Genomic DNA, 15,585 nt, shown 5'->3' on the forward strand with positions numbered 1-15,585 from the left:
TCATTTGAACTGGCGCGTTATTTTAGAAGACAGAAACAAAATGTTTTGGGCTCTCCAAATTATGGGGTGGCTCGGCTATGCATTTGTTCAATACATTGGCTCGCTTATACAAGAAATGCGCAGTATCTATGTACTTATTATCTTGCTTGGGGCCTATGGTGGGTTTCTTATTACGATACCCATGCGCTATTTTTATCGAAAAATTTGGAATGCGCCGCCGCTGCTGCTGATTATCGTGGTGTTGGCATGCTCTTACGTGGCGGCTGCAATTTGGGCGGTCATTGACAACGCGACCCATTGGGAAATTTACAAATTCGGCTACCGCCCATATAACTGGCTGTTCTACTTAAAGCACAGCGTGGTGAAGTTCTACATTATGATGTCGTGGAGTGGCTTGTACTTTGTCATTAAGTACTATCAGCTACTGCAAGACGAGAAGCAAAAAGCTTTGCAAGCCGTGTCGATGGCGCACCAGTCTCAGCTAAAAATGCTGCGGTACCAGTTAAACCCGCATTTCTTATTCAACACCTTGAATGCTATTTCAACGCTTATTTTGGTGAATGAAAACAAAACAGCCAACGGCATGGTGTCGAAGCTGAGTGAGTTTTTACGCTTTTCTTTAGACAACGACCCCATTAAACGTATTTCATTGGCCCGTGAAATCGACGCCATGATGCTGTATTTAGATATTGAAAAACTGCGCTTTGCTGAGCGTTTGCATGTCACGATTGACATAACACCTGAAGCAGAGCGAGCTTTGGTGCCCAGCATGATCTTGCAGCCACTGATTGAGAATTCCATAAAATATGCGGTGGCAAAGCTGGAAGACCAGGGCATAATTGAAGTGCATGGTCGGGTGCACAAGCAGCGGTTGTATCTCGAAGTAAGAGACAATGGGCCCGCAGCTTACAGCCCAGAAACAGTCCGGCAAAACGAACGTGGTGTGGGCCTAAAAAATACCGAAGAGCGTCTTCGAGCCTTGTATGGAAAGCATTACTCCTTTAATCTGTCTAGTAACAACCCCACAGGTTGTGTCGTAGAAATAGTAATTCCTTGGCAGTTAGCAGAGTAAAATGACCCAAACAATACGTACGTTAATCGTTGACGATGAACCACTCGCTCGTAAAGGCCTTCTGGTTCGTTTGTCTGAATTCCCTAATATTGAAGTTGTCGGTGAAGCCAGTAGTGGCCGAGAAGCGGTGACACTCATTGCGTCACTGAAACCTGACTTAGTATTTCTGGACATTCAAATGCCCGGCTGGAATGGCTTCGATGTGTTAAAAGAACTGAAGTCCACAGCAGAACACATGCCCTTTGTGGTGTTTGTTACAGCCTATGATCAATATGCTATTCGAGCCTTTGAAGTGCGTGCCCTCGACTACTTATTAAAACCAGTAGATGATGCGCGTTTAAGCCAGGCCATTGAAAAAGTGTCCGCTGCAAATATGCCGGAATTGGAAAATGAACAGCAGCAAAAGCTGTTTCAGTTAGTCAGTGAAATGAGTGGGGCCGACTGTGAAGAAATTTTAAAGCACCTAGCAGAAGGCGGCGAGCTAACCAACACCAGCCAATACCCAGAACATATCGCCATTAAAGACAGTGGTGAAATTACCCGTGTGGCCATTAATGCCATTGAGTGGGTAGAAGCCGCAGGCGACTATATGTGTATTTACACAGGCACAGAAACTCACATTTTACGCCGGACCATGAAAGAGCTTGAACAGGAGCTGAACCCACGCTTATTCCAACGCATTCACCGCTCGGCTATTGTGAACTTAGAGCAAGTGACCAAACTGTGTAGTAGGCAAAATGGCGAATACCATATTGTGCTGAATAACGGTAAAGAACTGAAAGTAAGCCGTTCGTACAAAGACAGAATTAAACAGCTAGTATTGGGCAGCTAACCAAATAACGCGGCTGCTGCCCAAGAAGCCCTGCTTACACCACCATGATTTTCGTGGTGTTGCTGGCGCCTACGGTTTCCATAATGTCGCCGTGTGTGACAATAACAAATTCACCCGACTTCACATGACCTAAGCGATGAAGCAGCTTAATAGCGCTGCGCAGCGCGTATTCTGTTTCCTCTGTGGTTGAGTCGAAGTAAATAGGGTACACGCCACGGTAAAGTGCAGCTTTCGCCAAACTGCGTGGATGACGAGACAAAGCAAACACAGGCAGTATGGTGTTAATACGCGACATGAGGCGTGCTGTTTGCCCAGACTCTGTGAGAGCGAGAATAGCAGACACACCTTCTAGGTTATTCGCCGTATGCATGGCCGCCATGGCATTGGCTTCTGAGACGGAGCTGGTTTTGCCCACACAGGCATCGATAACACGCTGAGCCGGGTACTCTTCTGCACCAATACAAATGTCGCTCATATGCTGCACGGTTTCAACGGGGAACTGGCCTGCAGCGGTTTCGGCAGAGAGCATTACAGCGTCGGTGCCATCTAACACGGCGTTTGCCACGTCCATAACTTCGGCACGGGTTGGCATGCTGTTTTCAATCATCGACTCCATCATTTGCGTGGCGGTAATAACCACACGCTGCAATTCACGTGAACGCTCGATAATACGCTTTTGCTTACCCACTAAGTGGGCGTCGCCAATTTCAACCCCTAAGTCACCCCGAGCGACCATAACAGCGTCGGAGGCAAGGATAATGTCATCTAAAGCCTCGTCTGTGGCGACACTTTCAGCACGTTCGATTTTGGCGCAAATAGCCCCGTCGCAACCGGCTTCATTTAAAAGGGCACGGGCACGATTTAGGTCGTCGCTACTGCGGGGGAACGAAACCGCTAAATAGTCCACTTGAATGTCTGCTGCGGTTTTAATGTCGGCCAAGTCTTTTTCGGTCAAGGCGTCGGCAGACAAACCACCGCCTAAGCGGTTAATGCCTTTGTTGTTCGATAATACACCCCCAATGACCACAGTGGTGACAACTTTAGTGTCGTTCACATGGCTTACTTCTAACCGCAAGCGCCCGTCGTCTAACAGCAAAACATCGCCAGGGGACACTTCCTCAGGCAGGGTTTTATAGTCAAGGCCAACGACACTTGCGTCACCTGCGTCGCTAGGGTGTGCCGAGTTCAAGGTAAATGTTTGTCCTTCGGTTAATGTCACTTGGCCTTCGGCAAAACGCGCGACGCGTATTTTAGGGCCTTGTAAGTCACCTAAAACACCCACATAAACACCTAGCTCCTTGGCTATACGTCGCACATCCTGTGCTCGGCGAGCGTGATCTTTCGCTTCTCCGTGAGAAAAGTTTAGGCGAACTACGTTTGCTCCCGCTTTGATCAGCTCCCGTAAAACACCGGGTTTATCTGTGGCGGGGCCCAGAGTGGTAACAATTTTTGTACGACGCAGCATCATTATTGCAAGTCCTATTGTGGTGTATAATAGTATGCTTCATTCTACCATAGTAAGCGCCTGAATGTACGAGCATTACATAGGTGAAGGAGGAAAATGATGGTTAAGAAAACCGACCAAGAGTGGCAACAAGTATTAACTCCAGAGCAATACTATGTTTTACGCCAACAGGGGACAGAGCGCCCTTTTAGTGGTGCCTTATTAAATGAAACACGAGCAGGGCGGTATGTTTGTGCTGGTTGTGGGGCGCATTTGTTCGACAGTCAGACCAAGTTCGACGCCCATTGTGGTTGGCCCAGCTTTTATGCCCAAGCGGCAGGTAAGAACGTGACCTACCGTGAAGACACCAGCCACGGCATGCGCCGCACAGAAGTGCTTTGCGCCCATTGCGAGGGTCATCTTGGCCATGTGTTTGAAGACGGGCCTGCACCGACAGGGCAGCGCTACTGCATAAATTCAGTGGCGATCGAGTTTGTGCCAAGCGCAGAATAAAGGCGAACAGGCAAGAGTTGTATGGTAATGGTGGCTTACAGGCTGCGTTTTTAGTACAATAATGGGCGTTTTTCGCCCGGTTGTTGCGCAAAAGCACATAAAATAAGCCGCACACCGACAATCAACTATGATTTTGCTAAATACGTGGAAGGTTTAAAACCCATGACTGACGTACAAAACGATACAACTCTTCACAGCTGGGAAGAGCGTCAAGAATTTGCTGAGTTAATGCAGCCGTTAATTGGTAAGTTATACCGCACCAAGGGTATAGAAGTAGTTGTCTATGGTCGCAGCTTAGTTGCAGGCTCTACCATCGACATTATCAAAGCTCACCGTTTAGTACGTCAACATGAAAGCGAAAAGCTCCGCTTACGCGAAAGTTTCCCGTTCCTTGAAGCCATGGCGGAAATGGACATTAGCAACTGCCGTATCGATTTAGGCAAAATTGCATTTGGCTATATTCACGGCCGTGACAAACAGGGCGACGAGTCGATTGCAGACTATTTGAGCCGTCAGCTGGCACCAGCAGCCGGTAAAAAAGAAGCCGACGAGCCACGCGACGTTGTTCTCTATGGCTTTGGTCGTATTGGTCGTTTACTTGCGCGTTTGCTTATCGAGCGCAACGGCCGCAACAGCAAGCTTCGCTTACGCGCTATTGTGGTGCGTGGTGGCCGTGACGGCGACCTAGAAAAGCGTGCCAGCCTATTGCGTCGCGACTCCATTCACGGTCCGTTCAATGGTTCTATTACGGTTGACCATGAAAACAAGTGCATTAAAGCCAACGGCACTCTTATTCAAGTGATCTACTCGAATGGCCCTGACCAAGTAGACTACACAGAGTACGGCATTCACGACGCCATTGTTGTAGACAACACAGGCATTTGGAGCGACGAAGAAGGCCTCGGCTTACACTTGAAGTCGAAGGGCGTTTCCAAGGTGCTTTTAACTGCACCAGGTAAAGGCAACATTAAAAACATTGTGTACGGTGTGAACGACAAAGACATTAGCCCGGAAGACACTATTCTTTCAGCGGCAAGTTGCACCACCAACGCCATTACGCCTGTGTTAAAAGCTGTGAACGACCGCTACGGTATTCGCAATGGTCATGTTGAAACAGTTCACGCTTACACCAACGACCAGAACCTTATTGATAACTACCACAAAGCTGACCGCCGCGGCCGCTCTGCACCATTAAACATGGTACTTACGGTAACAGGTGCTGCTAAAGCTGTTTCAAAGGCGCTACCAGAACTTGAAGGTAAGTTAACCGGTAACGCCATTCGGGTTCCAACGCCAAACGTGTCCATGGCTATCATGAACCTGAACTTAAACGAGAGCAGCAACAAAGAAGAGCTAAACGAATTCTTGCGTGAAACAGCCTTGTTCTCAGAGCTGCAAAACCAAATTGACTACACAGCGTCGACTGAAATTGTTTCTTCCGACCTTGTAGGTAGCCGTTATGCCGGTATTGTCGACTCGCAAGCAACCATTGTAGATGGCGACCGTGCGGTACTTTATGTGTGGTACGACAACGAATTTGGCTACAGCTGCCAGGTACTGCGTGTGGTACAAGATATGGCAGGACTGAATGTATTAAGCCTTCCTGCGTGAGTAGGGTTTAGCACTCATATTTTTTATAAGCGCCTTCGGGCGCTTCTTTTTTTAAAGGAATTCGTATGTATATTACTAGTGCATTTGATAGTGGAAACATCGAAGTTTTACGTTGTGATTCACCAGAAACCATTGAGCTGAACATTAAAAAAGACAACCAGTCAGACTTTTATCAGTGGTTTCATTTTAAATTGGTGACCAACGCGGAACAGCAGCACCATTTACTAACCATTAAAAACGCCGGTGGCTCTGCCTACCCGAAAGGTTGGGAAAACTACCATGCTATGGCTTCATATGACCGTGTTGAATGGTTCCGTGTACCTACTGAGTTTGACGGTGAAAACCTAGTTATTAGCGTTACGCCAGAACAAGAGTCCATGTTCTTTGCCTATTTCGTGCCTTATAGCTGGGACCGTCACCTCGACTTATTGCAGTGGGCGCAGCAGTCGGCGTGGGTTAGCCAAGTGCATTTAGGGGAAACCTTAGATGGCCGAGAAATGACCATGCTGATGGTAGGTGAGCCAGCAGAAGGTAAAAAGAACATTTGGATTACGGCGCGCCAACACCCAGGTGAGAGCATGGCCGAATGGTTTGTGGAAGGCTTACTTGAACACTTGCTGAACGAAGACGAGCCTATCAGTCGTGAACTGCTGGAAAAGTCTGTGTTTTATGTTGTACCGAACATGAACCCAGACGGCAGTGTGCGTGGCCATTTACGCACCAACGCAGCAGGTGTGAACCTGAACCGTGAGTGGGCGACTCCTTCCCTTGAGCAAAGCCCGGAAGTATTCCATGTGCTTAATAAAATGCAAGAAGTAGGCGTGGACTGCTTTTTAGACGTGCATGGCGACGAAGCGATTCCGTACAACTTTGTGGCCGGTTGCGAAGGCATTCCTTCCTACGACGAGCGCCATAAAAACTTAGAAGACGCATTCCGCACTGCTTACTTGCGAGCGACGCCAGAATTCCAAGTGACCCATGGCTACGAAAAAGACGCACCAGGACAAGCGAACCTAACGGTTGCCTCAACCGCTGTGGGCGAGCGCTTTAAGTGCTTAGCTTTCACCATTGAAATGCCGTTTAAAGACAACGACGATATGCCAGCACCATTTACGGGCTGGAACGACGTCCGTTCAAGCCAACTTGGGCGTGACACCTTGTCGGCTATTCATGCGGTTGTCGACCAGCTGTAAATAGCCAAGCGCTGAAAATATAAAGGCCATGCAAGAAATTGCGTGGCTTTTTTTTGCCTAAGAAATTCGATAGGGGGTATCTATTAAGTTGCTTTGCTCAAACGCTTGGAGTGTTCTAAGCTGATGAAACATCGTTCATAAAAAGGTGAAAAGAATGACCAAGAAAAAGAAACTCACCACAGCGGCAGGGTGCCCTGTTAGCCATAACCAAAACGTTATGACAGCAGGCCCGCGTGGGCCACAATTACTCCAAGACGTTTGGTTTTTAGAAAAACTAGCCCACTTTGACCGTGAAGTTATTCCAGAGCGGCGAATGCATGCAAAAGGCTCGGGCGCATATGGTGTGTTTACTGTTACCCACGACATAAGTAAATACACACGGGCTAAAATATTCTCTGAGGTAGGCAAGCAAACAGAACTGGTAGCTCGCTTTAGTACGGTTGCCGGTGAACGTGGTGCCGCTGACGCGGAGCGTGATATTCGCGGGTTTGCACTGAAGTTCTATACAGAGGAAGGCAACTGGGACCTCGTAGGCAATAACACTCCCGTATTTTTCCACCGAGACCCACTCAAGTTCCCAGACTTAAACCACGCGGTGAAGCGTGACCCGCGCACCCACATGCGCAGCGCGCATAATAATTGGGACTTCTGGACCTCACTGCCGGAAGCACTGCACCAAATTACCATTGTCATGAGCGACCGCGGTATTCCTGCAACCTATCGCCATATGCATGGTTTCGGCAGTCATACCTTCAGCTTTATTAATGACAACAACGAACGTTTTTGGGTGAAGTTTCACTTTAGAACGCAGCAAGGCATTAAAAACCTGTCCGACGCTGAAGCAGAAGCATTAATAGGGAAAGACAGAGAAAGCCACCATAAAGACTTATACGAAAGCATTGAAAACGGTGACTTCCCCAAGTGGACCCTGTTTGTGCAAGTGATGCCAGAAAAAGACGCGGAAAAAGTGCCTTATCATCCTTTCGACTTAACTAAAGTGTGGCCCCATAGCGACTACCCGCTGATCGAAGTCGGCGAATTCGAGCTAAATCGAAACGCAGAAAACTATTTTGCTGAAATTGAACAAGCGGCATTTAACCCAGCGAACGTAGTACCCGGCATTGGTTTTTCGCCAGACCGTATGCTGCAAGGGCGCTTATTCTCTTATGGTGACGCACAGCGCTACCGATTAGGTGTCAACCACCAGCATATTCCAGTGAATGCACCCCGTTGTCCAGTCCATAGCTACCACAGAGACGGCGCTATGCGTGTAGACGGCAACTTTGGTGCAACTTTAGGATACGAGCCCAACAGCTACCAAGAGTGGCAAGAGCAGCCGGACTATAGTGAACCGCCTTTAGCTATAAATGGGGCGGCCGACCATTGGGATTATCGAGAAGACGATGACGATTACTTTACCCAACCGGGCAACCTATTCCGACTTATGACGCAGGAAAAGCAGCAGCTGCTATTTGAAAACACGGCACGCAATATGGGTGACATACCCGTTGAAATAAAGTATCGGCATATTCGCCATTGCTATAAAGCCGACCCAGCCTATGGTGAGGGTGTAGCGAAGGCTCTCGGCATTGATATGAAAGATGTTCCATAAAGAAAGGTCTACGGCGGTGTTTTTCAACAGCACCGCCTTTTTGAAACTGGCATAATAACGCCATGTTGTAGCCAATTGAGACCACCATGCCAGTCGACCTATCGAATTTACGCAACCAAATAGACGCTGTTGACCAACAGCTGGTTGCCTTGTTTGCTAAACGCTTGCAGCTTGTCACTGAAATAGGCGAAGTGAAAACCAAGCAAGGCGAGTCCATTTATGTTCCTGAACGAGAAGCCGCACTGATAGCCAAACGCCGTGCTGAAGCGGAGGCTTTGGGTGTGCCACCCGAGCTCATAGAAGACGTACTGCGCCGGGCCATGCGCGAGTCCTACAATAGTGAAAAAAATGCCGGCTTTAAAAATATGATGCCTAACTTAGGCCCTGTGGTCTTGGTGGGTGGTGCAGGGCGCCTTGGACGGTTATTTCATCATTTATTTCAATTGTCTGGGTATCAGGTGAAGGTACTGGACAAAGAAGACTGGCACCAAGCAGAGGAGCTGCTCGCAGACGCCGGCCTTGTGGTGATTACTGTGCCCATTCAACAGACGGTGCAAGTTATTCAGCAATTACCCCCCTTACCCGAGCAGTGCTTGCTGGTAGACTTAACCAGTATAAAAGAAGCGCCGCTACACGCCATGTTGGCGGCCCATTCAGGCCCTGTACTTGGCTTACACCCTATGTTTGGGCCCGACGTGGCTAGCCTGGCAAAGCAAGTCATTGTGTATTCTGAAGGGCGCCAGTTAAATGCCTTCCATGGGCTGATCAAGCAAATGCACACCTGGGGCGCACGACTGCAACCTGTGAGCGCATCCGCTCACGACGAGTCGATGCGGTTTATTCAAGCATTACGTCACTTTACAAGTTTTGCATTTGGAGCACACCTATGTGCTGAGCAAGCGGACGTAGCGCAGTTGCTGAGTGTAAGTTCACCCATTTACCGACTAGAGTTGGCCATGGTGGGTAGGCTCTTTGCGCAAAACCCGAACCTGTATGCAGACATTATTCTGTCTTCACCCGACAACTTGGCCATGATCAGGCGCTACCATGAACGGTTTGGTGCTTTGCTCACGTCACTGGAGCAGGGCGACCGTGCCGCATTTATTGAAACCTTTGAACAAGTGAGCGACTTCTTTGGTGACTATGCAGACACCTTCCTAAAGGAAAGCAGAAACCTGTTAGCGCAGGCGAACGACCATCGGCATATCAGTCATTACGCTGACTAAAACAAAAAAAGCTCCGTAGCTGAAAACAGCCTACGGAGCTTTTTATATGCCGCTTTAAACTATTTATTCTTTCGCGTTTTTAGCGTCTTCAGCCAGCTGCTTAGCTAACCGCTTCTCCCAGAAGGGAGCATTTTTAATGCCTAACTTAACGGGGTCAAAACGTACAGGTCCACCCGCTTTTTTCTGATCTTCATAGTCGCGAAGACACATAATAGCGGGCTTCGCCACAAAGAAAATGGCGATAATACCCAGGATGTTTATCCAGGCCATCAAACCCACACCTATGTCACCCATGTCCCAAATGTAGCCTGCTTGGTTCACCGTACCGTAGGCCACCATAGCCATAATCACCAGCTTCACATAAAACAAAATGGTGTACTTTTTGTTGAGGAAGCGGGTGAGGTATGCCACGTTGGTTTCGGCAATGTAGTAGTAAGCCAAAATGGTGGTGAAGGCGAAGAAGAACAGAGCCAAACCAACGAAGACCTGACCCATGTGACCAAACACGCTCGACAGAGCCAACTGAGTAAAGGCCGACGAAGCCACTTCCGTGCTTGGCGGTACGTTTTGTACAATCATTACACCTGTATTGGCCAGCATGTCGAAGTCTTCGGTTTGTACGTTGTATTGTTGGGTAATAAGAATCATCAGGGCCGTTGCAGTACAAACAAACAAAGTATCTATGTAAACAGAGAAAGCTTGCACTAGACCTTGCTGAGCCGGGTGGTTCACTTCCGCTGCAGAAGAAGCATGGGGGCCGGTACCTTGACCTGCTTCGTTTGAGTAAATACCCCGTTTTACACCCCAGCCGATAGCGGCACCAAAGCCAGCCTTCGCCGTGAAGGCGTCGCTGACAATGAGTGACAACACGCCCGGAACCTTATCGAGGTTAAGGAACACAATGAGCATGGCCATAATAATGTATGCAAGGGCCATGAAAGGCACAACTATTTGCGTGAAGTTGGCGATACGTTTAATACCACCGAAAATAATAAAGCCCAGTACCACTAAAATAACGGCAAGTGAAATAAGTTTGTGCATGCCCACGTCGCCAAAGGCTGTGGCTACAAGGTCACCTTCACCAAAGACTTGGGTTACTGCGTTGCCAACCACGTTGGCTTGCACGCCAGGCAAGAAAATACCACAAGCTAAAACGGCAGACAGAGCGAATAAAATACCCAGCCACTTTTGCCCGAGGGCTTTTTCAAAATAATAGGCTGGGCCACCACGGTATTGGCCGTTCTGCTCTTCTTTGTAAACCTGACCTAAGGTGGACTCGGCAAAGGCAGTACTTGCACCAAGAAATGCCACCACCCACATCCAAAACACGGCACCTGGGCCACCAAAGCCTATAGCGGCCGCAACACCGGCAATGTTACCAGCGCCCACACGGCCCGATAAGGTCACAGAAAGTGCTTGAAAGGAAGAAATGCCTTTTTTGGAGGGATTGGGCCGGAACAGGAGCCGAACCATTTCGCGAAAATGTCGCAATTGAGCAAAGCGGGTAAGAATAGAGTAGAACAAGCCTGCAGCAAGACATAAAAAGACAAGTGCAGGGCTCCAGATAATATTGTTAACTGTATTAACCAGGCCTTCCATAGGGTTCCCCTTGGTTGTTGCTGTATTGTTATTATTAAGAATGCCACTTTGCCATAAGTCACATGAAACCGCTAGAATTCATGCTCTCAATCGTAGGCTCTTAGCGTTAATTGACATGGACGCACTAATTTGTGCGGTAAGTAGCGCATTGACATGCTAAGAAGGGGTGAACAATGCCCAGTGTACTGGTATTATCGGCCTATTAACTTGTAAAGTAGACTCTGAACAGGACGATACATGGCGATTATTAGTTGCCCAAGCTGTAACAAGCGGGTGTCAGACAAAGCAGCGGCCTGCGAGCATTGCGGCTTTTTAATCAGCGGCCAAGATGCAGCAAGCATGGCGCACAGTGCACAAGCATTAAAAAGCAAACGGCTCAACAAGCTCATTGGCAGCCAAATGAAGTCTATGCTGTTGTTTGTGGTGGGCATTGCCGTTGCTTTTTATGAATGGTCCGATGAAAGCTTTATGGCCAGCGTGTTTGAAAAAACCTTTATGACCCCGGTGCTTTTAAAGTACATTGGGTTTATGCTGATGGGTGTAGGCCTTGGCTGGTATGTTATTACCCGTAGCCGTATTTTTAATTTGAAGAGAAAAGCATAAGTTTATGCAATACGACGATGTACTGCGGGCCATGACCCCAGAAATTTATGAACGTATGCTCTCGGCTGTGGAAACAGGGCGCTGGCCTGACGGACAGCCTTTAACCGACGAGCAAAAAGAAAATGCCATGCAGCTTGTTATGGTGTACCAAGCAAAACGTTTAAACCAAACAGATCACTTCTCGGTGAACAACCAGGGTGAACTTGTCATGAAATCCAAGCGCGATATGCGAGATGAACTGCGAGCGAAAGCGACTTCTTCGAAGAACGATATTGCCCGCTTTCAATTGAATAAATCCAACCATGAAGACCAGGAGCAGTAACCCACGTGTTTGAAGTTAAAACATCCTCTACGGGTACCCTTGAACAATATCAGTCCTTGGCCGACCAACTGACTGCGCTTACTGCAGGCGAGCCAGACCTTATCGCAAACCTTGCCAATATTAGTGCTGTACTTTATGAACACATAGAAAACCTGAACTGGCTGGGCTTTTACATTATGAAGCAAGGCGAGTTAGTGCTCGGCCCGTTTCAAGGAAAGGTCGCTTGTGTTCGTATACCTGTGGGTAAAGGGGTCTGTGGTACAGCTGTGGCCACGGGCGAAGTGCAGCGGGTAGCTGACGTGAATTCGTTTGAAGGGCATATTGCCTGTGACTCTGCAAGCCAGTCCGAATTAGTGTTACCGATTAAGCACCAAGGAAAGGTGGTTGCTGTGCTTGATATTGACAGTCCAGTAACAGAGCGCTTTAGTGCTGAAGATCAGGCCGGTTTTGAACTATTATTACCTTTATTGGAAAGTTTAAGCTGGACCCACAATGACATTTGAATTTGATGTACGCCCCTACTTGGTAACGGCTTCTGATATGGAAGCCTTCGAAGAAGAGGCAGAATATGCCGCAGATCAACTAAACGCTATGTTTTTTAGTGCTGTTGATGAAATGGCGCAAAGCACGTTCTGGAACCTAGACCGTGCCGAGCAATTTATAGAAGAAATTTCACAAAAATGGTTACAAGAGCCTGCGCTCCTGGAAGCCGAAACCGATGAGTTGGACGACTACGTCCGCCAATTGATACGTCGCATAGAGCAGGAGCAAGACGGTGACGAATAACCAACAAGTAAACCCAGAAACACAAGCAACAGAAACAACCTCTGAAGTGGCACCTGCTGCAGAAGAAACAAAGCGTCTACCGAATAGTAAGGCCGTTATTGCGTATCTTGCGGAATTATTCCCAGCGTGTTTTACCACTTCTGGCGACGCACTACCGCTGAAAATAGGCATTTTTGAAGACTTAGCAAAGCGTCTTGAAAACGACGAAAAAGTGAGTAAGACCCGCTTACGCACAGCGCTTCGTCAATACACTAACTCTTGGCGGTATCTTCGTTCGGTCAAGGCCGGTGCTGTGCGCGTTGACCTAGACGGTGCGGAAGCAGGGGTGATTGAAGCTGAACATGAAGCTCATGCACAGGAAACATTGGCTGCCTCACAAGCCAAAGTGCAGGAAGCAAAAAAAGCTCAGCGTGAAGCCAACAAGAAAGAAGCAGAAGCGAAGCAGCCTCGCCGCACACCTAAGCGTGCAGTGCGCAAAGGAACAAAACCCGTGCGCACGAAAAAGGCTGAACCAAAGCCGAAAGCCGAGGTCGCATTAAAAGAAACCGTGGACGCTACAGCACTAACAGTGGGCCAACGGGTTGCCTTAAAACTAGGTAATAACCCAATGGAAGCGACAGTCACAACCATTGACAAATCAGAGGCACAAGTGCAGCTTGATACAGGCATGACCATTAAAGTGTCGATTGCTGAACTGCATCAGGTGTAACAGGAGCATTAATGTTTAAATTCGGGTCTAAGCTAGCCACTGCATTTTTACTGCTAATTTTATCCAGTGGGTATGTTGTAAGTAGCCATGCTATCGAGCCGCTACATACATTAAATGACATACCTGAGCTGAGTGCTGAGTCGCAGCAAATGACAGCGACCAAGCGGATTGCTGCTTATTTCACGCGCTATCACTACAGCCGAGCAGACTTAAATGCAGAGCTAGGTCAGCAGGTGTTTGACCGCTATATCGAGCAACTCGACTATAACCGGATGTTTTTGTTACAGGCGGATATAGACAATTTCAGCAAACACCGTGACAGCTTTCATAAACTTTTTGAAAGCGGCGAGCTTGCTGTGCCATTCCACATGTATCAATTGCATTTACAACGCCGCTATGAACGCTATCAGTATGCGCTGACCTTGTTAGACACCGAATTTACCTTCGAACAAGAAGGCGAACGTTTTTATTACGACCGATCAGAAAGTGACTGGGCAAGCTCTGTGGAAGAGCTCAACAGCATTTGGGAGCAACGGGTGCGAAATGACGCCCTGAACCTGGCTTTGGCCGGTCGCAATGAAGAAGAGATAAAAGAAAACCTGGAGCGCCGTTACCAAACAGCCATTCAGCGTTTAACCCAGTCTCAAAGTGAAGACGCCTTCCAGTCGCTTATGAATGCCTTTGGTCGCAGTGTCGACGCCCATACCAGCTACTTGTCACCTCGAAATGCCGAGCGTTTCCGCCAGAATATGAACCTGTCCCTTGAAGGGATAGGCGCAGTATTACAAGCGGAGTATGACTACACAGTGATCAGCAGCCTGGTGCCAGGTGGCCCTGCGGCTAAGTCTGGCAAGCTAGCACCGAACGACCGCATTATTGCTGTAGCCCAAGGTGACCAAGAGTTTGTCGACATAATCGGCTGGCGTTTAGACGACGTGGTCGAGTTAATTACGGGGCCGAAGGGCAGTGTGGTGCGTTTGCAGGTATTGCCTGAAAGCCAAGGCACGGCGGGTACGCCTAAAGTTGTTGAAATAACCCGCGAGAAAATTCGCCTAGAAGACCGTGAAGCCAAATTAGAGCTAAAACAGTTAGACGATATAACCCTGGGCGTTATTGAAATACCTAACTTCTACAATAATTTAAGCGGCGATGTGCGTGAGTTACTGCAACAGCTTGATAACGCTGAAGCGTTGGTTATTGATTTACGCGGTAACGGGGGTGGTTCGTTAGAAGAAGCCATTAATCTCAGCGGTTTATTTATTCCTGAAGGGCCCGTTGTGCAAGTACGCGACAGCAGTGGCCGTGTCAGCGTTAGCGAAGACAGAGACCCGAACTTGGTGTATGACAAGCCTTTAGTGGTTTTGGTGGACCGCTTTAGTGCCTCTGCCTCTGAAATATTTGCAGCCGCCATGCAAGACTATGGGCGTGCACTTATTGTTGGTGAACATACCTTTGGTAAGGGAACTGTACAGCAACACAGAGGACTACAACGTCGTTTTGACTTCTATTCGTCGCCCATGGGCAGCGTGCAGTACACCATTGCCAAGTTTTACCGTATTAATGGGGGCAGCACGCAGCATAAAGGGGTGGTACCGGACATTTCGTTGCCCACAGCCATAAACCCTGACGACTTTGGTGAAAGCAAAGCAGAAAATGCCTTGCCCTGGGACCAAATAGATCCGCTGAAATACCGTTTGCTTGGTAAGGTGTCTACAGAGCTGTTAGAAACCCTGACCCAAGAGCACAAAGCGCGTATTGCAAAGGACCCAGAGTTTGCCTATGTGTATGAAGATATTGCTCGTTACCAAGCGCTGCAAGAGCGTGACTACGTAAGCTTGGTTCGAAGCGAACGCGAAGCTGAAAGTGAAGCGAATAAAGCTCGCCGTTTACAGCGTGCCAATGAACGTATGCAGCGGGCAGGCTTAGAGCCTGTAGAAAGCTGGGACGACGTGCCGGAAGAATATCAAAATGCCGACCCGTATTTAGACGAAACCCTCTTGATAACCCGTGACTACCTAAGCATGATAAACAACAACGCCCTGGCGCACTCTACCCTGTAGAGT

Annotated in this window: 15 protein-coding genes; 13 read left to right on the top strand and 2 right to left on the bottom strand. The window is 48.3% G+C overall.

All coding sequences use genetic code 11. From position 1 onward, the window contains the following. Window positions 1-4 precede the first annotated feature (4 nt). Both CWE15_RS02745 and CWE15_RS02750 read left to right on the top strand, forming a co-directional pair. A complete protein-coding gene (locus CWE15_RS02745) occupies window positions 5-1,072 on the top strand; it encodes a sensor histidine kinase (protein ID WP_198674961.1) in 1,068 nt (355 codons plus the stop codon). A gap of 1 nt (window position 1,073) precedes the next feature. Then, a complete protein-coding gene (locus tag CWE15_RS02750; RefSeq protein WP_126756505.1) occupies window positions 1,074-1,904 on the top strand; it encodes a LytR/AlgR family response regulator transcription factor in 831 nt (276 codons plus the stop codon). A 34-nt stretch (window positions 1,905-1,938) separates the two neighbouring features. On the opposite strand, the gene pyk is transcribed toward CWE15_RS02750, so the two are convergent. Further along, a complete protein-coding gene (pyk, locus tag CWE15_RS02755; RefSeq protein WP_126756857.1) occupies window positions 1,939-3,369 on the bottom strand; it encodes a pyruvate kinase in 1,431 nt (476 codons plus the stop codon). Window positions 3,370-3,465: 96 nt separating this feature from the next. Here pyk and msrB point away from each other — a divergent pair, with 96 nt between their 5' ends. The 5 genes from msrB (at window position 3,466) to tyrA (ending at window position 9,503) form a co-directional block, all read left to right on the top strand. Then, complete coding sequence (msrB, locus tag CWE15_RS02760) at window positions 3,466-3,861, top strand: peptide-methionine (R)-S-oxide reductase MsrB (protein ID WP_126756506.1); 396 nt, start codon at window positions 3,466-3,468, stop codon at window positions 3,859-3,861. A gap of 162 nt (window positions 3,862-4,023) precedes the next feature. Beyond that, on the top strand, window positions 4,024-5,472 hold the full coding sequence (locus CWE15_RS02765; protein WP_126756507.1) for a glyceraldehyde-3-phosphate dehydrogenase: 1,449 nt from the start codon (window positions 4,024-4,026) through the stop codon (window positions 5,470-5,472). Between the two features lie 65 nt (window positions 5,473-5,537). Beyond that, window positions 5,538-6,665 carry a M14 family metallopeptidase gene (locus CWE15_RS02770; protein WP_126756508.1) on the top strand — a complete coding sequence of 376 codons (1,128 nt, stop codon included), beginning with the start codon at window positions 5,538-5,540 and terminating at the stop codon, window positions 6,663-6,665. Between the two features lie 154 nt (window positions 6,666-6,819). Beyond that, window positions 6,820-8,277 (top strand): catalase KatE2, encoded by a 1,458-nt coding sequence (katE2, locus tag CWE15_RS02775; RefSeq protein WP_126756509.1) that lies wholly within the window; start codon window positions 6,820-6,822, stop codon window positions 8,275-8,277. Between the two features lie 86 nt (window positions 8,278-8,363). Then, the gene (tyrA, locus tag CWE15_RS02780) at window positions 8,364-9,503 is read left to right on the top strand and encodes a bifunctional chorismate mutase/prephenate dehydrogenase (protein WP_126756510.1); all 1,140 of its coding nucleotides are present in this window, start codon (window positions 8,364-8,366) and stop codon (window positions 9,501-9,503) included. Window positions 9,504-9,566: 63 nt separating this feature from the next. On the opposite strand, the gene CWE15_RS02785 is transcribed toward tyrA, so the two are convergent. Further along, on the bottom strand, window positions 9,567-11,102 hold the full coding sequence (locus CWE15_RS02785; RefSeq protein ID WP_126756511.1) for an alanine/glycine:cation symporter family protein: 1,536 nt from the start codon (window positions 11,100-11,102) through the stop codon (window positions 9,567-9,569). A 237-nt stretch (window positions 11,103-11,339) separates the two neighbouring features. On the opposite strand from CWE15_RS02785, the gene CWE15_RS02790 reads away from it, so the two are divergent. The 6 genes from CWE15_RS02790 to prc are packed head-to-tail and all read left to right on the top strand — an operon-like array spanning window position 11,340 to window position 15,582. Then, window positions 11,340-11,705 carry a zinc ribbon domain-containing protein gene (locus tag CWE15_RS02790; RefSeq protein WP_126756512.1) on the top strand — a complete coding sequence of 122 codons (366 nt, stop codon included), beginning with the start codon at window positions 11,340-11,342 and terminating at the stop codon, window positions 11,703-11,705. 4 nt (window positions 11,706-11,709) lie between these two features. After that, complete coding sequence (locus tag CWE15_RS02795; RefSeq protein ID WP_126756513.1) at window positions 11,710-12,027, top strand: YeaC family protein; 318 nt, start codon at window positions 11,710-11,712, stop codon at window positions 12,025-12,027. 5 nt (window positions 12,028-12,032) lie between these two features. After that, window positions 12,033-12,530: a GAF domain-containing protein gene (locus CWE15_RS02800; protein ID WP_126756514.1), complete on the top strand. Its 498-nt coding sequence runs from the start codon at window positions 12,033-12,035 to the stop codon at window positions 12,528-12,530. Beyond that, entirely contained in the window at window positions 12,520-12,813 is a 294-nt protein-coding gene (locus tag CWE15_RS02805) for a hypothetical protein (RefSeq protein ID WP_126756515.1), read from the top strand. The genes CWE15_RS02800 and CWE15_RS02805 overlap by 11 nt, the downstream gene beginning before the upstream one ends. A 46-nt stretch (window positions 12,814-12,859) precedes the next feature. Then, a complete protein-coding gene (gene proQ, locus CWE15_RS02810) occupies window positions 12,860-13,522 on the top strand; it encodes an RNA chaperone ProQ (protein ID WP_126756858.1) in 663 nt (220 codons plus the stop codon). An 11-nt stretch (window positions 13,523-13,533) separates the two neighbouring features. Further along, window positions 13,534-15,582 carry a carboxy terminal-processing peptidase gene (gene prc / locus CWE15_RS02815; protein WP_126756516.1) on the top strand — a complete coding sequence of 683 codons (2,049 nt, stop codon included), beginning with the start codon at window positions 13,534-13,536 and terminating at the stop codon, window positions 15,580-15,582. Window positions 15,583-15,585: the final 3 nt, after the last annotated feature.

It is taken from the genome of Aliidiomarina taiwanensis (assembly GCF_003987015.1).
Classification (GTDB): domain Bacteria; phylum Pseudomonadota; class Gammaproteobacteria; order Enterobacterales; family Alteromonadaceae; genus Aliidiomarina; species Aliidiomarina taiwanensis.